This window comes from Salimicrobium halophilum, assembly GCF_900100295.1.
In the GTDB taxonomy this organism is placed as follows: domain Bacteria; phylum Bacillota; class Bacilli; order Bacillales; family Halobacillaceae; genus Salimicrobium; species Salimicrobium halophilum.
Genome location: NZ_FNEV01000004.1, coordinates 121,736 through 146,854 on the forward strand (window position 1 = coordinate 121,736; position 25,119 = coordinate 146,854).

At 47.5% G+C, this 25,119-nt stretch carries 24 protein-coding genes; 11 read left to right on the plus strand and 13 right to left on the minus strand.

Features of this window, described 5'->3' with window-relative positions; translation table 11 throughout:
• Window positions 1–100: 100 nt before the first annotated feature.
• From BLQ44_RS07785 to BLQ44_RS07800, 4 genes are all read right to left on the minus strand, one after another.
• A complete protein-coding gene (locus tag BLQ44_RS07785) occupies window positions 101–1,393 on the minus strand; it encodes a lysine N(6)-hydroxylase/L-ornithine N(5)-oxygenase family protein (protein WP_093193333.1) in 1,293 nt (430 codons plus the stop codon).
• Window positions 1,394–1,497: 104 nt separating this feature from the next.
• Window positions 1,498–3,282: an ABC transporter ATP-binding protein gene (locus BLQ44_RS07790; protein WP_093193334.1), complete on the minus strand. Its 1,785-nt coding sequence runs from the start codon at window positions 3,280–3,282 to the stop codon at window positions 1,498–1,500.
• Entirely contained in the window at window positions 3,279–4,988 is a 1,710-nt protein-coding gene (locus BLQ44_RS07795) for an ABC transporter ATP-binding protein (protein WP_093193335.1), read from the minus strand. The genes BLQ44_RS07790 and BLQ44_RS07795 overlap by 4 nt, the downstream gene beginning before the upstream one ends.
• Window positions 4,989–5,006: 18 nt before the next feature.
• Window positions 5,007–5,990: a Gfo/Idh/MocA family protein gene (locus BLQ44_RS07800; protein WP_093193515.1), complete on the minus strand. Its 984-nt coding sequence runs from the start codon at window positions 5,988–5,990 to the stop codon at window positions 5,007–5,009.
• Between the two features lie 159 nt (window positions 5,991–6,149).
• Here BLQ44_RS07800 and BLQ44_RS07805 point away from each other — a divergent pair, with 159 nt between their 5' ends.
• A complete protein-coding gene (locus BLQ44_RS07805; protein ID WP_093193336.1) occupies window positions 6,150–7,886 on the plus strand; it encodes a methyl-accepting chemotaxis protein in 1,737 nt (578 codons plus the stop codon).
• A 369-nt stretch (window positions 7,887–8,255) separates the two neighbouring features.
• On the opposite strand, the gene BLQ44_RS07810 is transcribed toward BLQ44_RS07805, so the two are convergent.
• The 6 genes from BLQ44_RS07810 to BLQ44_RS07835 form a co-directional block, all read right to left on the minus strand.
• Window positions 8,256–9,791, minus strand: a complete 1,536-nt coding sequence (locus BLQ44_RS07810; protein ID WP_093193337.1) for a long-chain-fatty-acid--CoA ligase — start codon at window positions 9,789–9,791, stop codon at window positions 8,256–8,258.
• A gap of 260 nt (window positions 9,792–10,051) precedes the next feature.
• Entirely contained in the window at window positions 10,052–10,807 is a 756-nt protein-coding gene (locus BLQ44_RS07815; protein ID WP_093193338.1) for a Cof-type HAD-IIB family hydrolase, read from the minus strand.
• A gap of 128 nt (window positions 10,808–10,935) precedes the next feature.
• The gene (locus BLQ44_RS07820; RefSeq protein ID WP_093193339.1) at window positions 10,936–12,345 is read right to left on the minus strand and encodes an MBL fold metallo-hydrolase; all 1,410 of its coding nucleotides are present in this window, start codon (window positions 12,343–12,345) and stop codon (window positions 10,936–10,938) included.
• A 70-nt stretch (window positions 12,346–12,415) separates the two neighbouring features.
• A complete protein-coding gene (locus BLQ44_RS07825; RefSeq protein ID WP_093193340.1) occupies window positions 12,416–12,988 on the minus strand; it encodes a redoxin domain-containing protein in 573 nt (190 codons plus the stop codon).
• Window positions 12,988–13,752, minus strand: coding sequence for a cytochrome c biogenesis CcdA family protein (locus BLQ44_RS07830; protein ID WP_093193341.1), 765 nt, complete (start codon window positions 13,750–13,752; stop codon window positions 12,988–12,990). The genes BLQ44_RS07825 and BLQ44_RS07830 overlap by 1 nt, the downstream gene beginning before the upstream one ends.
• Window positions 13,737–14,336, minus strand: a complete 600-nt coding sequence (locus BLQ44_RS07835) for a hypothetical protein (protein WP_093193342.1) — start codon at window positions 14,334–14,336, stop codon at window positions 13,737–13,739. The genes BLQ44_RS07830 and BLQ44_RS07835 overlap by 16 nt, the downstream gene beginning before the upstream one ends.
• 207 nt (window positions 14,337–14,543) lie before the next feature.
• Here BLQ44_RS07835 and BLQ44_RS07840 point away from each other — a divergent pair, with 207 nt between their 5' ends.
• The 8 genes from BLQ44_RS07840 to BLQ44_RS07875 all read left to right on the plus strand — a co-directional run bounded on the left by BLQ44_RS07840 (window position 14,544) and on the right by BLQ44_RS07875 (window position 19,224).
• Window positions 14,544–14,927, plus strand: coding sequence for a DUF302 domain-containing protein (locus BLQ44_RS07840; protein WP_093193343.1), 384 nt, complete (start codon window positions 14,544–14,546; stop codon window positions 14,925–14,927).
• A gap of 260 nt (window positions 14,928–15,187) precedes the next feature.
• Complete coding sequence (locus BLQ44_RS07845; protein WP_093193344.1) at window positions 15,188–15,445, plus strand: metal-sensitive transcriptional regulator; 258 nt, start codon at window positions 15,188–15,190, stop codon at window positions 15,443–15,445.
• 49 nt (window positions 15,446–15,494) lie between these two features.
• Complete coding sequence (locus BLQ44_RS07850) at window positions 15,495–15,980, plus strand: DsrE/DsrF/DrsH-like family protein (RefSeq protein ID WP_093193345.1); 486 nt, start codon at window positions 15,495–15,497, stop codon at window positions 15,978–15,980.
• Window positions 15,981–15,998: 18 nt separating this feature from the next.
• The gene (locus BLQ44_RS07855) at window positions 15,999–16,289 is read left to right on the plus strand and encodes a rhodanese-like domain-containing protein (RefSeq protein WP_093193346.1); all 291 of its coding nucleotides are present in this window, start codon (window positions 15,999–16,001) and stop codon (window positions 16,287–16,289) included.
• 13 nt (window positions 16,290–16,302) lie between these two features.
• Window positions 16,303–16,860: a sulfurtransferase TusA family protein gene (locus BLQ44_RS07860; RefSeq protein WP_093193347.1), complete on the plus strand. Its 558-nt coding sequence runs from the start codon at window positions 16,303–16,305 to the stop codon at window positions 16,858–16,860.
• 39 nt (window positions 16,861–16,899) lie between these two features.
• Complete coding sequence (locus BLQ44_RS07865; protein WP_093193348.1) at window positions 16,900–18,027, plus strand: MBL fold metallo-hydrolase; 1,128 nt, start codon at window positions 16,900–16,902, stop codon at window positions 18,025–18,027.
• A 66-nt stretch (window positions 18,028–18,093) separates the two neighbouring features.
• Complete coding sequence (locus tag BLQ44_RS07870) at window positions 18,094–18,324, plus strand: sulfurtransferase TusA family protein (protein ID WP_093193349.1); 231 nt, start codon at window positions 18,094–18,096, stop codon at window positions 18,322–18,324.
• A gap of 123 nt (window positions 18,325–18,447) precedes the next feature.
• On the plus strand, window positions 18,448–19,224 hold the full coding sequence (locus BLQ44_RS07875) for a sulfite exporter TauE/SafE family protein (protein ID WP_093193350.1): 777 nt from the start codon (window positions 18,448–18,450) through the stop codon (window positions 19,222–19,224).
• Window positions 19,225–19,884: 660 nt separating this feature from the next.
• Here BLQ44_RS07875 and BLQ44_RS07880 read toward each other — a convergent pair.
• The gene (locus BLQ44_RS07880) at window positions 19,885–21,798 is read right to left on the minus strand and encodes an LTA synthase family protein (RefSeq protein ID WP_093193351.1); all 1,914 of its coding nucleotides are present in this window, start codon (window positions 21,796–21,798) and stop codon (window positions 19,885–19,887) included.
• Window positions 21,799–21,979: 181 nt separating this feature from the next.
• On the opposite strand from BLQ44_RS07880, the gene BLQ44_RS07885 reads away from it, so the two are divergent.
• Complete coding sequence (locus BLQ44_RS07885) at window positions 21,980–22,441, plus strand: DinB family protein (protein WP_093193352.1); 462 nt, start codon at window positions 21,980–21,982, stop codon at window positions 22,439–22,441.
• A 117-nt stretch (window positions 22,442–22,558) separates the two neighbouring features.
• On the plus strand, window positions 22,559–22,864 hold the full coding sequence (locus BLQ44_RS07890; protein WP_245688131.1) for a YrhK family protein: 306 nt from the start codon (window positions 22,559–22,561) through the stop codon (window positions 22,862–22,864).
• Window positions 22,865–22,984: 120 nt separating this feature from the next.
• Here the strand turns inward: BLQ44_RS07890 and BLQ44_RS07895 are convergent, their stop codons facing one another.
• Both BLQ44_RS07895 and BLQ44_RS07900 read right to left on the minus strand, forming a co-directional pair.
• Complete coding sequence (locus BLQ44_RS07895; RefSeq protein WP_093193353.1) at window positions 22,985–24,643, minus strand: b(o/a)3-type cytochrome-c oxidase subunit 1; 1,659 nt, start codon at window positions 24,641–24,643, stop codon at window positions 22,985–22,987.
• A complete protein-coding gene (locus tag BLQ44_RS07900; RefSeq protein ID WP_093193354.1) occupies window positions 24,640–25,113 on the minus strand; it encodes a cytochrome c oxidase subunit II in 474 nt (157 codons plus the stop codon). The genes BLQ44_RS07895 and BLQ44_RS07900 overlap by 4 nt, the downstream gene beginning before the upstream one ends.
• Window positions 25,114–25,119: the final 6 nt, after the last annotated feature.

Here is a 25,119-nt window from a genome sequence, read left to right on the forward strand (position 1 = left end):
GTCCCTGTATAAAAATAGCGCGCCACTCAAGTGAGAACCTCCAACCTGAGTGGCGCGCAAACTCAACCCAAAAGAAAAACCATCCACAAAATGTGGATGGTCAGTCAAAGGACTGGAATACGTAAGAGTCCTGTACGGTATAAACTTCTTCTCCTAGCAGCTGATTGACAATCACCTTGCTACGGAACACAGCGAGCCCAAGATTCGTCGAACCGACGCCATGCGTGTGGGTGATGCCACTGTTAGCAAAAATGTTATAAGGCGTTTCTTTCTTTTCCACCAACCTGTAATCTTTGGTCACCTTATAGCGTCCCTGTTCATCGAATTCGATCTCATCGGCCAACTCATGGATGAACTCAGGGATATTAGGCTGATAGCCGGTCGCTACAACCACTTTATCCGTCTGATGGGAGTACGTATCTTCTTTCTGATAGTGATAGCAAGTCAGTTCATACCCGCCGTCTTTCTGTTCAATCCCTGTAACCTTGGTCAAAGGATTAAGGCCTACGTTCAGCGCTTCTCCCCCCACAGAATATTCATACAGCAAATTGTATATATCCGTAATCGTATGTTCACTGATCCCTTTGTAATAAAGCCCCTGGGAATCAAAGATTTCATCCTTCTTCTCCTGTGGCAGCGGATAGAAATAATCGATGTAATCCGGAGAAAAATGTTCCAGATTCAACTTCGATTCTTCCATGGAAGCAAAACCCGGGGACCTGGTGATCCAGTCGAGCCTGAAGCCGCATGTACGCTGCTCTCTCAACAGTTCACGGAAAGCTTCCGCCGCACTCTGTCCCGATCCGACTACGGTGATGGATGAGGCAGCCCGGCACGTATGGCGCTGGATTTCGAAATCCGCCGTATGGAAGACGTCTTCTTCCGGCATCCCCTGCAGAGATTTCGGCAGTGCAGGAGAACTTCCTGTACCGAGCACGACATGCTTCGTATAGTAGGATTCCTCCTTGCCGCTCCCTTCATCACGAACATTGACCAGGTGATGGCCATCCTCCAGGCGTTCGATCCCCGTCACCGTCTTCCCGAAACGACAGCTCTCGATACGCTCCGAAGCCCATTTGCAGTAATCATTGTATTCTCTTCTCGGAATATCGAGACGCTGCAATATATAAAATTGATACATCCGTCCCTGTTGGCTGATATAATTCAAAAAACTGTGAGGATTCGTCGGGTCCGCCATCGTAACCAGGTCCGCGAGAAACGGTACCTGCAATTTCGTCCCTTCGATCAGCATCCCCGGGTGCCAGGCAAACGCCGGTTTCTGTTCAAAAAAAGCCGCTTTCACGTCCTGCGTATCCAATAACGCCGCAAGGCTCAGATTGAACGGACCTATGCCGACACCGATCACATCATACATCTCATGCTGTTGTTCCACTAATCTCGACCCCTTTTTTCAGAAAAAACGCGTATTTCTGAAGTTTTCCCTATTAATCTTATCATATTGAAGGAAAAACGAAACGAAAAATTTTGAACCTTCCACTAGGAGGTAGCCTGTTTCTCGACCAAATCTGCATACTTTCCTCCTAAACGGACGAGCTCCCGATGATTTCCTTTCTCTACGACCTTGCCGTGCTCCATGACAAGAATCAAATCGGCATTCCTGATCGTATTGAGCCTATGGGCGATAACGAAACTCGTCCGTCCTTTCATGAGGGTCTGGAGCGCTTCGTTGATCTTCGTTTCCGTAACTGTATCGATGCTGCTTGTCGCTTCGTCAAGAATGAACAGAGATGGATCCTTCAATATCGCGCGGGCAATGGAGAGAAGCTGACGTTGTCCCTGACTGATCCCCTTGCCATCCGAATCGAGCATGGTCTCATAACCTCTGGGGAATTTGCGGATAAAACCGTCCGCCCGTGCTGCCTTTGCTGCCGCTTCCACCTCTTCATCCGTAGCATCCAGACGGCCATAGCGGATATTTTCCCGGATTGTCGCATGGAACATGATAGCATCCTGAAGCACGAGTCCGGTGTGTTCTCTGATTCCTTCCCGCTTCATGGAACGGATGTCTGTTCCATCGATGAGAACACGACCTTCACTCACATCATAGAAGCGGGATAGCAGAGAGACGACGGTCGTCTTCCCGGCTCCAGTCGGCCCGACAAGCGCAACGGTCTCGCCCTGTTTCACGTGAAACGTTACATTTTCGAGCGCTTTCTCTTCTTCATCATAATAGAAGTGGACGTTCTCGAACGATACGTCTCCCCGGACGTCTTTCACTAACGAAGCTTCCGTTTCATCCACCCGCTCCTCTTTTTCATCGATGATATTGAATACCCGCTCTGCACCTGCGACAGCCGAGAGGATCATATTGAATTGGTTGGCGAGATCGTTCAGAGGTCTTGTAAACTGCCGGGAGTAGGTCGTGAAGGTGACAATGATCCCGACCGTCACGTACCCGTTCAGCGCCAGCACCGCTCCGCCTCCTACGATAATGGCGAAACTGAAGTTGTTCAGCATGTTCATCAGCTTCGGAATGAATCCGGTATACACTTGCGCCCAGTATCCTGATTCATACAGGTTGTAATTCTTATCAGCAAACTCACGCTCGACATCCGCTTCCTTCGAAAACATAGCAATGATCGGCTGCCCGGAAAACATTTCTTCCGAGTAGCCGTTCACTTCTCCCAGGTTCTTCTGCTGTTCCTTGAAATATTCACCCGTACGCTTCGTAATCCATTTCATGCCGTAATACATCAGGGGAACGACGGTTATAGTAAGCAAGGTCAATAGAGGACTTAATATCACCATGATCACGAGTGTTCCTGCAATAGTGAGGATACTCGTCACTAGCTGAATGACCGCTGAGTTTAGCGTCCGGCTCACGTTTTCCATATCATTGGTGAGACGGCTCATCAATTCACCCTGCTGGTATTTCTGGAAAAAGGACATCGGCAGGTGCTGGAGATGGCTGAACAGATGCTCCCTCATCCGGTACACCGTATTTTGAGAAAGACCGATCATCGTATAACTCTGCAGCCACATGAAAATAGTCTGACCTACGTACACCGAAGTCAGAAGTGTCAGTAACGAAAAAAGCCTGTCATTCTCCCTATTTGCAATTATTGCATCAATCGCCACCCCTAACAGGTAAGGTCCGGCCAAAGATAACAGCGAGCTTATGAGCACAGCTGCCAGTACAAAGTAGAATTTCCCTTTTTCTTTGATCATATACGACCAGATCCGCTTCACCGTCGCCTTCATATCGTCGGCTTTCGGCGGTTTCGTCAATGTCATCTGATGGGGGTGTTTCTTTGCGCTCATCCGCTCTCCTCCTCTCTTTGAGAGTCATAGACACTGCGGTAATAATCATTATCCCTGAGCAGTTCCCTATGCGTCCCTTCAGCTTTGACGGTACCGTCCTGCATTACAAGTATCCTGTCCGCCTCAAGGAGAGAGCTGATTTTCTGAGCGGTCATGAACACCGTACATTCTTCCTTTTGAAGAATCGACAGGAGCTTCGCTTCCGTATTCGCATCGAGCGCACTCGTACTGTCATCGAGAATAAGAATCCGCGGATGACGGACGAGGGCACGCGCAATCGAAAGACGCTGCTTCTGTCCCCCTGAAAAATTGACCCCCTTCTGCCCGATCTTCGTATCATACCCCTCCGGCAAAGTGGTGACGAACTCATGGATCTGAGCTTTCTCCGCCGCACTCTTCACTTCTTCATCGGAAGCTCCCGGTTTGCCGAAACGGATGTTTTCCCTGATGGTTCCGGAAAAAAGATGCACCTCCTGGGGTACAAGGCTGATTTGCCTCCTCAGATGGTATACGTCGAGGCTCTCAAGATTTTGTCCGTCTACGAGAATCTCTCCTTTTTCCTTTTCCAACAGACGGGGAATCAGATGCAGAAGCGTCGACTTCCCAGCTCCCGTCTCTCCAAGAATTCCGACGGTCTCGCCTGCACCGTTATGAAAAGAGACAAGGTCCAGCACTTCTTCTCCGCGGTGCGCCGATACGTCGCGAAACTCGATCTCACCCTGAAGGGAAGGCTTGTCTTTCCCTTTCTCATCAAGAAAACCAGGTGTCTCTTCCTCAAGAACGTGAGCGATCCGGTCTGAAGAAGCTTGTCCTCTTGAGAACACCATAATCAGAAAGGTGAACATCGAGAAGTTCACCATCATCCTCGTCGCGTAGTTCACGATAGCTACGAGCTCCCCAGGTTCTGCTCCTCCTGTCGGCAATTCCCCTGCTCCGAAGACGAGAAGAACAACGATAACGATGTTCATCAGAAGCATCAGCGTAGGCATGGCGAATTCCATCAGCCACAGGGCCTGTTTGTTCGTATGACGAAGCGAGTCATTGATGCCATGGAACCTTTCCTCTTCATGAGAGGTGCGGTTGAAGCCTTTGATGACCCGGATCGCCGTCAAGTTCTCCCGAATGATCCTGTTCACTCCGTCCAGTTTACGCTGAACGAGACGGAACAACTTCACTCCTTTGACACTTACAAAAAACATGAAACCTGCCATGACAGGCGTAGCGATCAAAAGAATGAGTGCCATTCCTGTATGTACGGTGAACGCCATTACCAGAGAGAAAATGATGAAAAGTGGTGCTCTCAGTCCGATTCTCGTGAACAGAAAGAGAAAGTTCTGGATCTGCACGACATCCGTAGTCATTCGGGTGACGAGGTTCGGCGTCGAATACTGATCGAAATTACCCCCGGCGAACTTTTGCACTTTCCCGAACACATCCCGTCTGAGATCATGCCCCGTTCCCTGACTGGCCTTAGCCGCGAAGAAGGAATTGGTGATACCCGCGGCAAAGGCTGCGAGGGAAAGCAGAACCAGGACTCCTCCCCAAACGATTACGGTCTGATAGTCCTCCTGCAGAATCCCTTCATCGATGATTTTTCCCATGATGAGCGGTTGGAACAATTCCACGACCAGTTCAATGAGCATGAGCAGAATTGCAAAAATTGCAGCCTGTTTATAGTTGGATACGTACCTGAGCAACAGTTTCACGACAATCCCTCATTTCTCTCATTCATCCGCCGGAAAAGCGACTCCCATCTGTCTCCTCGCTTCTTCCATCAGCTTAGCTGTTACAAGAGAATTGTGCGGAGCATTTATGATGGACCCTCGGAGATTGTGCTTTATGACCATTTTGAACTCGTATAATTCATAGAACATCGGTGGATAAACGGTGTTCGTCTCTATCTTTTCTTCCGTCCCGTCCCGGAATTTGATGGTCATTCCATCCGGTGTGGAAATGTCCGGGATGATGATCGACCCTTCCTCCCCCTGGATTTCAGATGGAGCGTAAGCGTTATGGATTTTAGAAAAAGAAACGACTGCCTCCTTATCTCCGTAAGTGAATAAAGCCGTGCCCTGACCGTCTACACCCGTATCCAAGAGCGTCCCTGTCGCCTGGACTTTATGCGGTTCACCGAAAAGGACAACCATCGGATAAATACCATAGACCCCGAGGTCCATAAGCGCCCCGTTCGAAAGTTCCTTTTTGAACGCATTCAGCACCTCTCCCTGTCGATAAGCTTCATAGCGGGAAGAAAATTTGCAGTAGTTGCCCACATACCTGCGAACTTTCCCGATTCTATCGATATTCTCCTGGATTTTCTGAAATCCTGGCATACACGTCGACTTCATCGCTTCTATCAGAACGACGCCCTCTTCTTTCGCCGTACGGAACATTTCTTCCGCTTCCCGATGATTCGAAGCGATCGGCTTTTCGCACAAGACGTGTTTGCCGTTTTTCATGCAAAGAATCGCCTGATCATGGTGCAGAGCGTTCGGGCTCGCAATATACACGGCATCTATGTAGTCACTTTCAGCAAAAGCTTCTAAATCCGTATACGTATACGACAGTCCATGTTTACGTGCGAATTCCTGCGCTTTCTCCTCTGTACGCGAATAAACGGCTGTCGGTTTTACATCGTCCAAGTGACTTGCCGCTTCTATCAACTGACCGGTGATGAAGTTGGTTCCGATAATACCTAATTTCATAATGATCCCTCCCTGAATATATTCTTTCATTATAACAGGAACGTTTTTCAACTCCCTAATGAGAACACACGCAACATTTATTTTAATTTTCAAACTACTTTACGTTGAAAAGAAAGCGTTCTCACCGATAAAAAAAGAAAACAGGTACACAGGGGGAAAACTATGTTCACATCAATCAGAGGCAAGATCATTGCACTGACTCTACTCATTTTGATCATTCCGGTCGCCATCATCGGCTTTACAAGCTATGAAACAAGCAAAGCCCATATGGATGAGCTCGGAGAAACGAATCTGAAAAACAATGTCAAAACGACGATCAGTCTTATCGAGTCCCTGCAAAACTCTGTTCAGGAAGGAGCCATGACAGAAACGCAGGCGAAAGAAGAAGCGAAAGAAATCATGCTCGGAGAAATGCAGGGAGACGGTACAAGACCGATCGACACGAACGTGGACCTGGGGGAAAACGGCTACCCGTTCGTCATGAATGAAAATGGAGACCTTCTTGCTCATCCCAGCCTTGAAGGGGACAACCTTATGGGCGTGGAAGATGAGAACGGCAACGACGTAGGACAGATCATCGTGGATGGAGCTTTAGAAGGCGATGGTTTCAGTAAATATTCGTGGGCCTTGCCTGGAAATCCTGATCAATCCGCTCCTAAAATCATTTATGCGGAACAGGAAAGCGAATGGGGTTGGATCGTAGCCAGCGGTTCGTACATGATGGATTTCAATAGTGGCGCCAATCAGGTTCTTACGATGCAGCTCATCATCGGTGCACTCGCTATCATCATCGGTGGAGGCGCGATATGGATCTTTTCAGGAAAACTGACCAGGCCGATCCGCACATTGTCAGAACGCTCCCGCGAACTTGCGGACGGGGACTTCCGGGAAGAAGACCTTCCCGTCACCTCCAGGGACGAAATCGGGGACCTTACGATGCATTTCAATCAGATGAAACAGAGCCTCGTCGGACTCGTCCAATCCATCCAGCGTTCCTCCGAACAGGTAGCGGCTGCATCCGAAGAACTCCATGCGAATTCCGAGGAAAACGCCCAAGCCGCGGAACAAGTAGCTGTCGCCATTCAGGAAGTAGCCGCTGGAGCAGATACACAGCTGAATCATACGCAGGAATCGACAGAAGGAATGACGATGATTGCTGAAGAGATGAAACAGTTCCAAACGGACATGAATAAGTTATCCGAGTCTTCCAGGGAAACAGCGGATGTTTCCAAAAAAGGAGAAGCATCCATCGAGGAAGCGCTGAAGCAAATGGTGATGATCCAGGAACACTCCGGTACGACAACAGAAACGATGCAGCACCTCGATGAAAAATCACGGGAAATCGGAAAAATCATTTCGATCATCACCGATATCTCCGACCAGACGAACCTGCTGGCACTGAACGCTGCCATCGAAGCGGCACGGGCCGGCGAGCACGGCAAAGGGTTCGCTGTAGTTGCAGAAGAAGTAAGGAAATTGGCCGAACAATCCAATCACTCGGCCAAAGATATTCTTGGGCTCGTCGAAGATATGCAGGCCCAGACGAAAGAAGCGGTTCAGTCGACCGAGGAAGGAAACAAAGCGATCACATCGGGAGTCGAGACCGTCGAAGAAGCGAAAGAATCGTTCCAGAAAATCACCGATGACATCGAAACGATCGCCGGAAATATGCAGGAGATGACCACTTCCATCGATGTCCTGACATCCCGCACGAGCGACATCCAGGAGAGTTTCCAGACGGTCCACTCTGTCTCCGAAGCGGCAGCCGGTCAATCCCAGAACGTCGCCTCCATCTCGGAAGAACAGACCGCCTCCGTCGAAGAAATCTCCTCGACGAGCGAAACCCTGGCCGGGGAAGCGAATAAACTTCAGGAACAAGCTGCCCGGTTTAAAATATAAAATGAAAAGTGGGGACACCCCGTTCATCCCTACTCGCATACGCAAAACTCCCCCTGAAGAAGCGCATTTCTTCATATGGAGTTCTTTTATGTCGCTAAGGGTACGGTGTCGTAACTGGACATGAAAGGCGTAAGCAGCAGGCCTAATTATAAAACGCTTTTCCTTCTTGAAATTGTAAAACCATCGCATAAAAAATAGTATCAAACAGTTTCTCTTTCCAATTGATCGAAAACCGTTGCATACTAACGTTTTTGCGACGTTTCAACCTGATATTCCCTTGAAATCCATCCCATTTATGGAAGACCACTGATTAATCTCAAAAAATACCGGAGCTATGGAGAAGAATTCCCTCCAAAGCTCCGGTATTCATCATTTCACGTTCGTCGCTTTTTCCCTCAACTTGAACTTCTGCAACTTTCCACTCGCATTCCTCGGAAGCTCTTCGACAAATTCATACCGCCTCGGTCGCTTATAACGGGAGAGACGATTTCCTGACAAGAGAAATTCATCTATTTCCTCTGCCGTCACATCGCCGCGCTTCACAATGAATGCCACGACCTGCTCTCCCCACTTTACATCCGGTTCGCCTACAACGGCAGCGTCTTCCACGGCGGGATGATCATTCAGCGCGTCTTCCACTTCCCGGGAATAAATATTCTCCCCTCCTGAGATGATCATATCTTTCACCCTGTCCCGCACCCAAAGAAATCCATCTTCATCCATCATGCCGATATCACCGGAATAGTACCAGCCGTCCCGGATCACTTTTTCCGTCGCTTCCGGGCGTTTGTAGTAGCCCTTCATCATGCTTGGGCCGCGGACGATGATCTCCCCGAGTTCTCCTGCTTCACATATATCATCCGGACTTCCACTCTCTTCTCCTTCAGCACGTATGATTCGGACTTCCTGGTTCACGAGAGGTTTTCCGGCAGATCCTGCTTTAGGAATCTGATCTTCCTCCATCTGAACCGTAATCGCCGGCCCCATCTCCGTCATCCCATAAGCCTGCACAAGGCCGATACCAAGGGTGTTATGTAGTTCTTTCGTGAGCGACGGTGGCATCGGTGCTCCTCCATACAACCCTTGGCGTAGTGTGCTGATCTCTTCTTTCGTAAAATCTTCCTGAATCATCATATGCCACATCGTCGGTGCCCCGAACATCGTCGTGATCCCCTCTTCTTTGATCAGACGAATCGTCTCTTTGGGATCATAGTGATGAAGCACCGCATTTCCTGCACCTACGAGAATTCTCGGGAAAATAGCACAGTGCAGCTCGGCACAGTGGAACATCGGGCCGATCGACAATCCTTTATCCGACGGAGTCAGTTGCATCGTCAGTGCCATCGCCATTGCCTGGTCGACCATATCCCGATGCGAATGGACAACCCCTTTCGGATTCCCGGTCGTGCCGGATGTGTACATAATCGCATACGTGTCTTCCTCATCAAGCGGAACTTCTATACCGGCTCTGTTCTCCGATAGCACATCGTATAAATGACGCTCTCCATGATCGATGGAACAGAATACCGTATCAGACATATCCGGGACTACAGGCTCCACCTGCTGTGCTGTGGCCTTTTCATACAGAACGATTTTCGGTTCCGCATCCTGTAAAATAAATGAGATTTCCTTTTCCGTAAGACGAAAGTTAATAGGGTTGAACACAGCTCCGAGCTTCGTGCAGGCAAACAGTGTCGTCAGGAACTCGGACGTATTGAAGAGCACTGTCGATACGACATCCCCTTTCTCCACCCCATACGCCTGAAGAGTATGCGCGTAACGATTCACTTCCTCCTCCCATTGACGATACGTCCAGCGAACCCCTATCCGCTCGTCCACGATTCCTACCTTCTCCGGAAACTTCTGAGCCGTCTGTTCAAACACGGATTTCAACGTCGGTCCCACTATCTCCACTCCTTATCAAAAAATTCAGAAAATATTCTGTATATATGAGTTTCGACAAAGATGCCGGTACTCCTGCTTAACGTTTATACGACACTTTTTCCTGAAGACTTCGAGAAAACACCTCATACAAAAACTTATCCTCCAATTTCTAGGCTATAACCCTTGAGAAATACCTGATACCTCTATTTATCCAACACTTTTCTACCTCTTTTCACGAAAAAACATCGCAAAACCCGCCCATAAGAAAAAAGCAGGAGTAATTATACTCCTGCTTTCGCGTCCACAATCCGGTGAATGACGTGAGCTACGCCATCTTCCATATTCGATTTCGTCACGAGATTCGCTTCTTTCTTCACGTCTTCCTGGGCGTTGCCCATCGCGACACCGATCCCTGCTTCTTTGATCATGGCCATATCGTTCAAGCTGTCGCCGACGGCCATGACTTCGTTGATGGAAAAGCCGAGCCAGTCACTCACTTTATGAAGGGCGGCGGCTTTACTGACACCGGAAGGGTTGATTTCGATATTCACCGGGCTCGAGTTCGTCACTTCAAGGGCCGGGTTCGCTGTCACTTCTTTCAAAATGACCTCACGGATCGCTTCATCGGGTACTTCGAAACCGATCTTCAGCCAGTCATACTCATCGACCGGTTTTTCGAACGTATAGTCCGAGTCGAAAGCGCCTTGCACCGTCGAGGTCCAAAGGCGAATGTTATGCTCTTTCTGAAGCTCCCATAGTCGTTTCACTTCCGCCATTTCAAGTACCTGGCGCTCCACAAGGTTATAATGCCTATCATAGATCTCGCCACCATTGACCGTAATCGCATATTCCGATTCACCTAGAGATTCGATGATATCCCTGCTTCTTGCGATCGGGCGTCCGGTACTCACTACAACGTGAATCCCTGCATCTTTTGCGCGTTGCACGGCTTGTCTGTTTTCTTCGGAAATTTCATGGTCATCTCTCAGAAGCGTTCCGTCCATATCAAGAGCTATCAGTTTTATATTTTGTTCCATTCTTTATCACGTCCTCTCTACGACCTATATTTTAATACAGTGGACTCCCCCCGTCCACCATGGAAACCGCTATCATCTTCTTCCTACATAAAAAAATGCCCCCACACTGGGGGCATTTTCATGAAATCTTATGCTTCAATCAGCTTGTTCACCTGTTTCTTCCACAATCCGAAGCCGCCATCCATGTTGCGGATGTCTGTGATGCCATTCGCCTGCAGAATGCTTGTTGCAATTGCGGAACGAGCGCCGGAGCCACATTGGACGATCAATGGACGGTCGCTCGGCACCTCGTCGATTTTATCCGGAAGGAACCCGAGATAAATATGAGATGCACCATCGATGTGCCCTTCTTCGTACTCTTCCTCTGAGCGTACATCGAGCACTTTCGCTTCTCCTTTTTCGATCATGGAGACCGACTCTTCAGGAGTGACGTTGTGATAATGCTCCGTACGACTGCTCGTGGAAACGGCCTGGGCAGCATCCATATAGTGTGTGATGTTATCGATGCCGATAGAGCGAAGCGCCGCTAGTACTTCTGTACGGTCTTTTTCGTCCGTAAGAATATACAGATCGCGGTCGTAATCAACGACCCAACCGGCCCAGTTGGCGAACGATTTATTGAATGGAATGTTGTACGTTCCTTTTACGTGATTCTTCGCGAAGCGTGCGGAATCGCGTGTGTCGACAACCTGCACACCGTTATCGATCGCTTCTTCGAGTTCGTTCGGATTATCGATACGCTTAGGATCATTCAATTCGCGCACGATGTTCGGACCGACCTTGTTCACTTTTTTCATTTCCGCGAAATATACAGGGGGAGCTGGTTGTCCGTCCGTCAGTTCCTTCACGAACTCCTCCGCATTGTCATGTTTGAATACCCAGTTCTCTGCCTTCTCGTACCCAAGCGTGGACTGGGGTACGGAACCCAGGGACTTCCCGCATGCACTACCGGCGCCGTGACCTGGCCAGATCTGCAGGTAATCCGGAAGTTCGCTGAATTTCTGAAGGGATTCGAACATCTGATAGCCGCCTTTTTCAGCTGTACCTTCCGCGCCTGCCGCTTTCTCGAGAAGGTCCGGACGGCCGACGTCACCGACGAACAGGAAGTCTCCGGTGAAGACACCCATCGCGTTGTCCGTGCCGCCATCTTTAAGCGTAAAGGACAAGCTCTCCGGCGTATGTCCAGGGGTATGAATAACACCCATACGTACATTACCGACTTTGATTTCATCTCCATCTTTCAATAGCTGGTGCGGTAAATGATCGATATTTTGGTATTTCCAGTCACTGTCCCCTTCATCAGACACGTACAGCGTAGCACCGAGGCGCTCTGCCATTTCCCGACCACCGGAAACGAAGTCTGCATGAATGTGGGTCTCAAGAGCACCAGTGATCCGAAGTCCATTCTGATTAGCCGCTTCGATATACTGCTCAATCTCACGAGCTGGGTCGACCACTACGGCTTCTCCGCTCGCCTGGCACCCGACAAGATAAGAAGCTTGAGCTAAATAGTTATCATAGAAATGTTTCAGTAACATAGAACATTACCTCCCGTTCTTTTTTAACCTACCATTAGGGGTATATCCGTTTACAAAAAAACTTAAACCTCTATTCCATTTCCTCGAGTCGTTGCTTCATGAGATCCTTGTTCATCGCACCGAGAATGACCGACTGCACCTTGCCTTCTCTGTCTACGAAAACAGATGTCGGCACAGGTCCTACTTCGTACAGTCCCGAAACATCCGTGTTACGATCAAGCAAAATAGGAAAAGACAGGTTGAATTCTCCTACGAACTGACTGACTGCATTCCTCGAAGATTCCGTTTCCGTCATATTCACCGCAAGAATCTTGAGGTCATCTTCCTTTTGATACATTTCCTCCATATCAGGCATCTCTGCTCGACAAGGAGGACACCAGGTTGCCCAGAAGTTGATAATGACAGGAGTACCGCGATAGTCAGACAAGCTGACTTCTTCTCCGCCTAATGTCTGCAAGGTGAAGTCAGGGGCCTGTTCCCCTTTTTCGAAACTGGTGGCATCTTCCTGGCCATCAGGCCCCTCAGCCGTCATCACAGTATCTCCTGCTTTCTTTTCAGCTTTCTCTTCCGGCTCGTACAATAGGTCGTACAGGGCCCAGCCGAACAGGCCCACGACGACGACAATCACTGCCCATTTCTTCATTACAAAATCCCTCCAAACAGAATCGTTCCGAGGTTCGAGAACCATGTATCCTGAACCATACGGAGAAGCATATTAGAGATTTTCGTCAGCTGACCGGTATAAAGCAATACCCCCATCACTACCATCAGGCTTCCTCCGACTTTCATGAAAACCTGACTATAGCGGACCACTGTTCTTGCCGATCCGACGAAGAACGAGAACAGAAGAAACGGTACAGCAAATCCTAGCACATAAAAGACGCTGTAGATCATACCCTGCGCGGGGTTACTGGCAGCCAGCACAAGAATCGAACCGAAAATCGGACCGATACAAGGCGTCCAGCCTGCCGCAAATCCCACACCGGTGAACACCGAGCCGGTATAGCCGAGAGCTTTCTTAGGCTTTACAGAAAATCGTTTTTCTTTCATCAACCAGGTGAAATTGATCCATCCTGCCACGAAAAGTCCCATCACGATGATGAATACACCAGCAATCCTTTGAAGAAATACTCCGGAATCTCCCGTAAGTACACCCTGCATCCATTGACCGGCAAGAGATGCACCGAAGCCGAGACTCAAGAAGATCGAAGCGACTCCGATAAGAAAGAAAACGGAATGAAGAAGTACCTTCTTTCTGATCTGAGGATTTTTCTGATCCTGGATATCTTTGACACTCATACCTGTAATGTATGATAGATAAGCCGGGAAAATCGGCAACGTACACGGGGAAAGGAAAGAAAGTACCCCGGCACCGAAAGCCAGCCAAAACGTTACGTCCGCTTCCATTTATATACCCTCCTGTCTATTATAAATATGCCTGCAGCTGCGACGATGTAGAACCCGGCATCTACCGGGATTCCCATCACATCAAGTACCGGACCGTTCAAGCTGAGCAATCCGGCCACCAGCATACCGGCCTCCAAAAATATGGGCCAGTACCTTTTCCATAAAAAACTTCCTATATATATGATAAACCAGAGGACAAGTTCTTCCAGTGGACGATCATTCATGACCACAGTACTTATAATATAGTAGAAAAAGAATGCCCCCGAAAGAAGAACAACCATTCCATACAGCTCGTCCTTTCCCGCGGACAGCCGGTAAGCATGGATCAGCATTGCCCCCACCCCTATGTAAAACTCCAGCGTTCCACTCGGATAGCTGAGCACAGCGACCGGATACTCCAGAATCATCGGAAAAGTCGTGAGCAACTTTGCTCCCATAAATACGACGAAGAATGTCGTCAGGAGAGATGTTCCTTTCGAAAGTATGTATTTCATTTCCTTTCTATCTGTATGCATTGCTGCAAACAAAGCTATACTTATAATAATAGCGACAACGCGCACCATTATATAGGGAGGGATAAACATTTCCTCTACTCCTTTATATCACAGTCTGATTTTTATTTTGTGAAGAATAAATGAACGTCCCGATAGAACTCGAACTACAAATACCCCCATCCCTTTATACCATATTATATGTTTACAATTGTGAGGAATGAATGAACACTCGTGTTTATCTTTATACCTGCAAGGGTACAGGGTATGGAGAAAATATACAATAAGGAGAGATGTTTTATGTTCCACTATACCGTAGAAACCGATAAAAGTGTTGATCAGGCCGTCGAAGCAATCGAAGCAAGTCTGAAAGATGCCCAGTTCGGCGTCCTCTGGAATTTCGATGTGAAAGAGACTCTTCAGGGCAAAGGACTCGATTTCGATACGGATTTCCGTATCCTTGAAGTATGTAACCCGAAAGAAGCGAAGGGCGTGCTTGATAAAAATCTTCTGGCCGGCTACTTCCTTCCTTGTAAAATGGTCGTCTATAACGACCAGGGACAGACGAAGATCGGAATGCCGAACCCTACATCCCTTATGGAACTCGTCGATGATGAAGAAATCAAAGCAATTGCAGCAGATATCGAAGAACGTCTGAAGAAATGCATGGACGATGCAGCATAAAGCCTCCTATCCGGGGGCTTTTCCCTTTTTCAAATGAGGATGTTGACAAAATACCTAATGGGGTATATTATATTGGATGTGCCCGACAGAGAAAGACCAAAAAAATAGAAAACCCGGCTGTTGACATTATACCTATGAGGGTATATAATGGATTACAGTTGAGTTTTGAAGAAGCACAAACCCAACGAAAAATTTTTCGTTGACAAAATACCCTAAGGGGTATAAAATAATCATCAGTAACGCAAAGGGAGGGAAACGACATGGAATACAGCAACAAAGAGAAGAACAGAATCAAACGTCTTGAAGGTCAGCTTCGCGGGGTACTGCGGATGATGGAGGAAGGCAAGGACTGCAAAGACATCATCACCCAGCTGTCCGCCTCCCGGAGCGCCATCGACCGTTCCATCGGTGTCCTGGTAAGTTCCAACCTGGTTGAATGCGTGAGAGAAGAACAGAACCAGGAAAATCAGGAAGAAGCGATCAACGAAGCAGTTCAGTTGCTCGTCAAAAGCAGATAAAAAATTTTAAACGAATAAATACCCATATAGGTATAAGGAGGAACTAATCATGTCAGAAGAAAGAAAAAAGACGAACATTATTCTATTCAGTGGTGACTACGACAAAGCAATGGCTGCTTACATCATCGCAAACGGTGCAGCAGCTTATGATCACGATGTAACCATTTTCCACACATTCTGGGGACTGAACGCTCTCCGTAAAGACGACAAGATGCTCGTCGATAACAAATCCACCATCGAGAAACTATTCGGCCGCATGATGCCACGTGGCGCGAAACGCATGGGGATTTCAAAAATGAACTTCGGCGGATTCGGTCAGAAAATGATCAAAGACGTAATGAAGAAGCATAACGCTATGCCCGTTGAAGATCTTATCGAAATGGCACAGGAACAGGATATTCAATTGATTGCATGTACAATGACGATGGATCTGCTCGGTCTGAAAAAAGAAGAGCTCATTGATGACATCGTATACGGCGGTGTAGCTGCTTATATCGGTGAAGGCGAAGACGGCGCAATCAACCTATTTATCTAAGTGTCAGGAGGAATTAATATGAAAACTATTCAAGCGAAAGAAGTAGAAACGAGATACAACGATTTGAATGTAGTCGACGTACGCGAAGCGGAGGAAGTGGCCGAAGGCAAAATCCCTGGCGCCACTCACATCCCGCTGGGTGTCCTTGAATACCGCATGAACGAACTTGATAAAAACACCCCTTACGTGATGGTTTGCCGTTCCGGCGGAAGAAGCTCTCAAGCGACACGCTTCCTCCAGGATCAGGGTTACGATGTCACCAACATGGAAGGCGGAATGATGAGTTACAACGGAGATACCGAAAAATAAGGAGGAATGTCAGATGACTATCCAGACAGATGTTCAACTTGATGCAAAGGGTCTTGCTTGCCCGATGCCGATCGTAAAAACGAAAAAATCGATGAAAGATCTTGAACCCGGTCAGGTACTGGAAATCCAGGCTACAGACCAGGGTTCCACGACAGACTTGAAAGCGTGGGCGGATAAGTCCGGCCATCAGTACCTCGGAACAAACGAAAGCGACGGTGTCCTTTACCACTACGTGCGTAAAGCGGACGAAGAGAAAGCCGAGACCTCTCATCCGAACACGGTCGACAACAAAGATCTTGAATCTCTCGGCGACGATGCAGTGGTTATAGATGTGAGAGAATCTGCGGAATACGCCTTCGGTCATATTCCAGGAGCGATTTCCGTACCTCTCGGGGAACTTGAAGAACGGATGAACGAAATCGACGCTTCTAAAGATGTGTACGTCGTGTGCCGCACGGGGAACCGTAGCGACATGGCTGCACAGAAGCTTGCAGAGAACGGTTATGACAAAGTGTATAACGTGATCCCTGGCATGAGCGAATGGAATGGGGATACAGAGAAAGCCAAATAAAAAATTTTAAACGACTAAATACCTTAGGGGGTTTATAAAATGGCATTACATGCAATGAAACCATCAGAACTTGCGAAGAAAGTAGTAAACAAAGAAGACCTCTTCATTCTTGACGTCCGTACGGAGGATGCATTCGAAGACTGGAAAGTAGAAGGCGAAAACTTCGAATACAAAAACGTCCCTTACTTCGACTTGATCGACGGCGTCGAAGACATCATGGACGATCTTCCAAAAGATAAAGAAATCCTTGTCGTATGTGCCAAAGAAGGATCTTCCATCATGGTCGGTGACATGCTTTCTGATGAAGGTCTCGAGGTTTCTTACCTTGAAGGCGGCATGAAAGCATGGAGTGAACACCTCGAACCTGTAAAGATCAGTGACTTGAACAATGGCGGAGAACTATATCAGTTCGTACGTCTCGGAAAAGGGTGCCTATCTTATATGGTCCTCTCCGGCGGCGAAGCTGCTGTCATTGATGCCAATCGTATGACAAACATCTATACAGATTTCGCTAAAGAAAAAGGTGTCACGATCAATCATACAATGGATACGCACCTTCACGCCGACCACATCTCAGGCGGTCGTGCACTGGCTGAGGAAACAGGCGGCTCATACTGGCTTCCACCGAAAGATGCAACAGAAGTCACATTCGATTATCAGGCCCTTGAAGATGGAAACACGATCAAAGTCGGTGACACGAACATCGACATCCAGGCCCTTTACTCCCCTGGACACACGATCGGCTCCACATCTTTCGTAGTCGACGAACAGTATCTAATGACAGGTGACATCCTGTTCATCGATTCCATCGGCCGTCCGGACCTCGCCGGTAAAGCGGACGACTGGGTCGGAGACCTTCGTACGACGCTATACGAAAGATACCAGAACCTTTCTGAAGAGCTCATTGTACTTCCAGCTCACTACATGATTCTTGATGAGCTGAACGATGACGGCTCCGTACAGGAGAAACTATCGGTTCTTTATGCACAGAACCATGGTCTCAATATCGAAGACGAGGATGAATTCAGAAGAACCGTAACAGAGAACCTTCCACCACAACCGAACGCTTATCAGGAGATCCGCGAGACGAACATGGGTCAGATCACTCCGGATAGCGAGAAGAAACGTGAAATGGAAATCGGTCCGAACCGTTGTGCCGTACGCTAAGGCGGCATAACGGAAGACCCTAACTTTTTAAATACTATTTATTCAAATTCAAGGAGGATGTTTAACATGAACGTAGCAAAAACACTTGACGCAACAGGACTAGCTTGCCCAATGCCAATCGTAAAAACGAAGAAAGCGATCAAAGACATCGAAACAGGAGAAGTGCTTGAAGTACAAGCGACAGACCAGGGTGCAAAAAGTGACCTTGCCGCTTGGACCAAGTCTTCCGGTCACGAGCTTATCGATACAGACGAAAGCTCTGACGTGCTGAAGTTCTGGATCAAAAAGGGAGAGTAAATCTCCGGCCGGACATGTGGAGGGAACCTTGAAAAAGGTTCCCTCTTCCATTTTGTCAGCTTAAAGGCAACACAGAGACGAAGAAGTACAAAATAAAACTTTCTTTAAAAGGAGGAATTCATCATGGACATAGGATTAATGATCACCGTCTTCCTGATCGGCTTCGCCGGCTCTTACATTTCAGGAATGCTCGGAATCGGCGGCTCTATCATCAAATACCCGATGCTCTTATATATACCTTCCCTCGTAGGATTCACAGCGTTCACTGCTCATGAAGTATCCGGCATCAGTGCTGTACAGGTATTCTTCGCAACAATCGGAGGAGTTTGGGCTTACCGGAAAGGAAACTATCTTCATAAAGAATTGATCGTTTATATGGGGGTAGCGGTTCTGATCGGAAGTTTCATAGGCGGCTTCGGCTCCCGCTACATGCCGGAAGATGGTATCAACTTCGTTTACGGCATTCTCGCGTTAATCGCAGCGATTATGATGTTCATACCGAAAAAAGGACTGGATGACCAGGATTTCAGCCAAATCACCTTCAACAAGCCTTTAGCAGCAGGACTAGCGCTTGTAGTCGGTGTGGGAGCCGGAATCGTAGGAGCGGCAGGTGCTTTTCTCCTCGTACCTATTATGCTCACCGTGCTGAAAATCCCGACGAAGATGACCATCGCCTCTTCTCTCGCGATTACACTCATCTCTTCCATCGGAGCGACTATCGGTAAAGTGACCACCGGCCAGGTAGACTACCTCGCCGCAGGCATCATGATCGTAGCAAGCCTTCTGGCAGCACCCCTCGGAGCGAAAACCGGAAAAAATATGAACACGAAGCTCCTCCAGGGAATGCTCGCTTTCCTTATCCTGGGTACTGCTATCAAGATTTGGTTGGATATATTATAAAATGTGGAGACCTCCCGCTTAGAAGCTCTGGCCTAAGTAGACCGGTCAGACAAAGGCGACCTTTCCTTTTTCTGATCCGGGCTACTTAGGACACGTGCTTCTGGAAGTCATAACTGGATTATGTGTAAGGAAAGCGGAGAAGGTCCGCTTAGAAATCTCAGCCATAAGCAGAACCGTCAGACAAAGGCGCCCTTTCCTTTTTCTGATCGGTTCTGCTTATGGCTCGAATTTCTAACCTTCATAGCTAGACATAAAAAGTGGAATCACCCCGCTTAGAAACCTCAGGCATAAGTAGCCTGGTCAGACAAAGGAGCTTTTTCTTTTTTTGATCCTGGCTGCTTATGTCTCGGGTTTCTGACCTTCTTAGCTAGACAAAAATGTGGAGACCTCCCGCTTTAGAAGCTCTGACTTAAGCAGAGTATCCTCCCGAATAAGGATGTATAAGATAGTAATTGATGGAATCAGCTGAAAAGCACCTCTAACCTTTGGGTAAGAGGTGCTTTTGCTTGTTCTTTTTCCAAAACCATCGGATAACCAAATTCATCAGATACTTTTCCTCCCGACCTTCCCTAAAACCATCCCATAACAGCTAAAGACCACCATCTTATCCCCAAAAAAACCCCGCCCGGAAACCTAACGTTCCCGGACGGGGCCTATTTACTATTCTTCTGTTTCGAGCTCACTATTTTCTTCCACTAGCTGACTTTCATCAAGATAACGAAGCAGATCTCCGTAGATGACAGAGTCAGACATACTCAACTCTTCTTGAGCTCTATCGAACCCTTCTTCACAAGCTTCTTCTTTCGTGACTTCTTCTCCTGTCTCACGGTCGTAGCAGACGCCTTCAATGCCTACATACTCCCCGTTAGCGAAGTTTCCATCACGATCGACTACGAAGTCGTCACGTTTTTCGTTCAACAGATCCGTTCCGAACTGGATCGGGTTATCGTCCTGGTCTTCCATACCGAGAAGGTTCATGATTGTCGGTCTCAAATCAACTTGACCGCCTACCGTATCTTCTTTCATAGCAGGGATATCCTTCCCGTAGATCAGGAATGGAACACGCTGCAGCTGGAACTGTTCAAATGCTCCGATATCTTTTCCGAGATATTCACCCATGGCTTCCTGGTGGTTTTCAGAAATTCCGAAATGGTCTCCATAAATCAGCAGTACCGTATCATCATAGAGATCCGATTGCTTGAACTCTTCTACAAACTGTCTCAAAGCCTCATCCTGGTAACGCATCGTCTGGAAGTAACGGTTCAGCGTGGTGCTGGATGTATTTCCGGCTTCGATCGTCTGAAGCTCTTCCGGAAGCGTAAACGGATAGTGGTTCGTCAGAGTGATCATTTTCGAGTAGAACGGCTTCTCCATGTTCTCCATTTTATCGAGAGAATCCTGGAAGAAGTATTCATCGAGGTAGCCCCATCCGTGGGATTTTTCCTCGGTTACGTCGTAATCTTCTTTGGAATAATATTCGTCATATCCAAGTGAATCGTACATGCCGTTTCTGTTCCAGAACGTTTTATCGTTCGCATGCATGTTCGCAGTGAAGTAGCCATTCTCACCCAGGATTTCAGGTGTTGCTTCATACTCATTATCCGAGTGGGTGAAGAACACAGCCCCTCTGTTCAATCCATACATGGAATTATCAAGAAGGAATTCCGAATCGGACGTACGGCCCTGCTTCACCTGATGGTAGAAGTTATTGAAATAGACCCCTTCTTCTTTCAACTGGTTGAAATAAGGCATGATCTCTTCCCCGTTCACAGTATTGTCTACCGCGAAGGTCTGTGTACTCTCCAGGGATAGCAGAATCACGTTCTTCCCTTCTGCTACTCCTTCGAGCTTATCGCTATCTTCTTTCTTCTGTTCATTCACGTAGTTGATGACTGGAACCAGTTCGTTACTGTCTGCAAACGTACGCTTCATTTCTGTACGCCCCTGAAGCGTTATATCATACGCATGATAGTTGAGCAGACCGATGTACTGAACAAGCATGTTCCGATCGAATGTACGCTCGAGCAGGTCTGTACGCTCCGTCTCCGCCCAGGCCAGGTTGACCAGGAATAGCGGAATGGCTACTACAGCCAAAGCGGCACCTTCCCAACGTTTCGGCATGAAAGAAACGAAACGATCCTTACGAAGATAGAAAAGGAGAAATGCAGCAATCAACACATCGACAAACAACAGGATATCCCCGAAGGAGAGAATCTCCTGAATGCTTCCTCCCATACCTGCAAGGTTCGCTACCTGTTCAATCATCGGAAGCGTAATGAAGTCATTGTACTCCCGGTAGAAAAGGACGTTCACGTAAAGAAGAACGGACCCTAGAATGTAGGATACGAGCATTCCCTTCCTACCTGCAATCAACAGACCGATTCCGAAGATGAGCAGAATACTGCTCAACGGGTTGAAGGCAAGAATGAATGCTTCATTCGTATTCTCCACCGGCAAATTGAATACGAAGCTCTGAATGACGTACATCTTCAACCAGAACAGCGCAATGACCGTGGCATAGACGCCCATTTTCTTTTTATTATTCATAAATGATTGTTTAAATTTTGTTAGCATTGTAAAACCTCCGTTAAGATTCGCACATAACCATTTTAACTTATTTCCTTCAAGAAAGGTATTAAAAACTACTATTTTAAGGAAATCGTCACAATTGAAAACGCTATGAAATAAAAGGAAGGGTTTACATAAAGAATAGAACAGGTAGAAAGATAGAGAAACCTATTCAAGGAGGCAAACAATGAGTAATAAAAAAGAAAATTTCCTTAAAAAATTCCGTTCCCACAGGGAAGTGATGAACGACCTCGTGGCAGTGATCCAGGAAGACAAAAAAACATACAAACCGACAGAATCTTCTATGGAAGTCGGTGAACTCGCCAACCACATCGTAGAATCGACGTACACGTTTGCACGCCTGGCTGCAGACCAGTCCCCGGCAAAGTTGTTCGATGAAAACGATGATACAGATCTCAAATCAAGGGTAGCCGCCTATACCCAGGAAACGGAAAAGCTTCTGGCTTCGTTATCAGAGGAAGACTTCGAGAAAACCATCGATGCTACGAACATTCTTGGAAGAGAACTTCCGGCAGAAGCGATTCTGCAATCTGCTCTTGAACATGAAATCCACCACAAAGGGCAATTATTCGTTTACGTCCGTGAGATGGGACATACGGATCTTCCATTCTTCGTAGCCAGAGGTTAAACAAGACTATATGCAAAAGTCGGGCCCGCGCCCGGCTTTTTTGAAAGGGCCGGTTTAGAAACGAGCACTATCGTCTATAAATTGAATAAAGACGAACGTCAGAAAGGTGGAATATTCTTGGCTGAGCAAAACACCGATACTCAATCACAATCACGCAAAGAATACGTAGACAACAAAATGAATTACCATTCTCAATTCTATAAGAAAAAATACAAAGTTATGTATACCGTCAATGATTTCCTGGCCGGATTATGGTTCTTTATCGGAAGTGTTCTCTTTTATTTCCCTGAACCTTATAAAACCTGGGGGATATCCCTTTTTGTCCTCGGAAGTATCGAGTTCATGATCCGTCCTACTATACGGTTGGTGCATGAAGCACGGGCCCGTAAACATTACGGCGAACAGTATGATAAAAAACAATGAAGGAAGAGGTATTATACCTCCTCCTCCATCAATTCTACAATCATCCCCATCACAATCGTGAGCATGATTACCATCGATATTGTAAAAGCGAATGCAAAGGACACGATCCTCTCCCCTTTCCTACCATGTCTGGAACCCTTTCGATCCCGGAGGTGCGTGCTGAATCATATCCATAATAGGTACCGTGTAAGCTATCGCTATAAGAACAAAAGCCACGCCGATCCATACTTTCCAATTTTCGAGAATCTTGGGTGTCTCTTTCGACTCACTCACAGCGATCGGGAATATCTCCTGATTCACACTCTCCGCTTTAGGAGCGAACCACGTCAGTTGAATCACGATGAATACAAGGATAGTCGCAGACAGGAACAAAATCGAACCGCCGACCGCCATTGTGACATGGTTCGAGATGATCCCTTCAAACCAGGACTGGGCATCTTCATGCTGATACCCCGTGTACGCTGTACGTCGTGGTGCCCCGAATAATCCAAGAACATGCTGGGCTGTGCTCATAAGGAGCATTCCGATCGACCAGGTGATGATCTGCAAGAAAGCAAGGCGTTGCAGCGACCTGGTGAATACACGCTTGGTTAGATAAGGCACCAGCCAGAAGGTAACCCCGAAGAAAGTCATCGCCACTGGTGTTCCTACGGTAATGTGAAAGTGACCGACCACCCATAAGGTGTTGTGGATCACTTCATTCATCTGAAAACTTGCGTTGATGATTCCACCTGCTCCTCCAGGAATGAAGAACAGCATTGCGACGAAAATTGAAGTGAAACGGACATCTTTCCATGGAAGCTTTGTGAACCATCCGAACAACCCTTTTCCACCTAGTTCACGACCTCTCGTTTCAAATACGGCGAACAACGAGAAAGCCGTCATCAGTGAAGGTACGATGACCATGAATGTAAGTACGGTCTGCAGGAACTTCCAGAAACTCGCGATGCCAGGCTCTGTCAGCTGGTGGTGAAAACCTACCGGGATAGAAAATAGAATGAACAGGATGAATGCCAATCGGGCAAGGGAATCACTGAACACTTTTCCACCGATAAGTTTCGGTACGATGACATACCACGCGATGTATGCAGGTAATAGCCAGAAGTATACAAGCGGATGCCCGAAGTACCAGAACAATGACCGGCTCAATCCTACATTGATACTATCCTGCCATCCGAAAGCCCATGGAATGAACTGAAATAGAACCGTAGCTACTACACCGAGACAGGCAATGACCCACAGAATAATCGTCGCAACCGTCATAAAAGCGAAGAGTGGGCTCTTTTCTCCCTTGTTCGCTTTTCGCCATACGCGGTAATGACCGACGAGCGCAAAGCTCTGGACCCATGTTCCAATGACAAACAGCGCCAATCCTACATAAAAGAACCCGTTAGCCATCATAGGAGCATAGAATGTATAAAGAACAGAGGCCTCTCCGATAACAATCATAACGGTAGCCATTACCGTTCCGATGGTAGTGATGATCAACCCTATCCAGTTCCAGAGCACCACTTTCGGTCCGAATGCTCCGAGGGTTTTGCTCATCCCGGATTGGAAAAAGCCGAAGATGAAAAAGGTTGTGAAGATCAGCGCCAACAGGACACCGTGTGCTGTCAATATTTGATAATAGTCCAGCCATGCCGGCAACTGCAAGGCATCATTCCGTATGAATACCTGCAACAGTCCACATAGGGTTCCGATAATAAAAGCCGTATAAGCGATACCTAAATTCGTAAGTGCCAATTTTCTTTCCGGATTCGGAATCGATACTGCCGTCATTGTTCCACCACCTCGATTTCCATACTCATGAAGTGATGCCCACTTCCACAGTACTCATTGCAGACTATGAGATAGGTTCCAGGATCTTCAAATGTATGCGTCTTTTCATTTACTTTCCCGGGGACCACCATCATGTTCACGTTCGTATCTACGATCGAGAAGCTGTGCGTCACGTCTTTACTCGTGACTTTGAACGTCACTTCTTCCCCAGCAGGAACCTGGATTTCTGTAGGTGTATAACCGAAAGCCTCCGCAATGGCAATCACTTCATAGCTCCCGTCTTCCTTTTCATAGACTCCGGGACTATCGAACGGAGGAGTTGCCTCCAGATTGTCCGGATCCACTTTCTGCAGTCCACCGGATGGTGTGTGGCCTTGATGGAAAGCGCTAACCCCGACAACGGATAGAAAAATGATAAGTGCAGCGAAACCGAAGGACAGCCATATCTTTTCATATTTATGTAGATGCATCTCGTT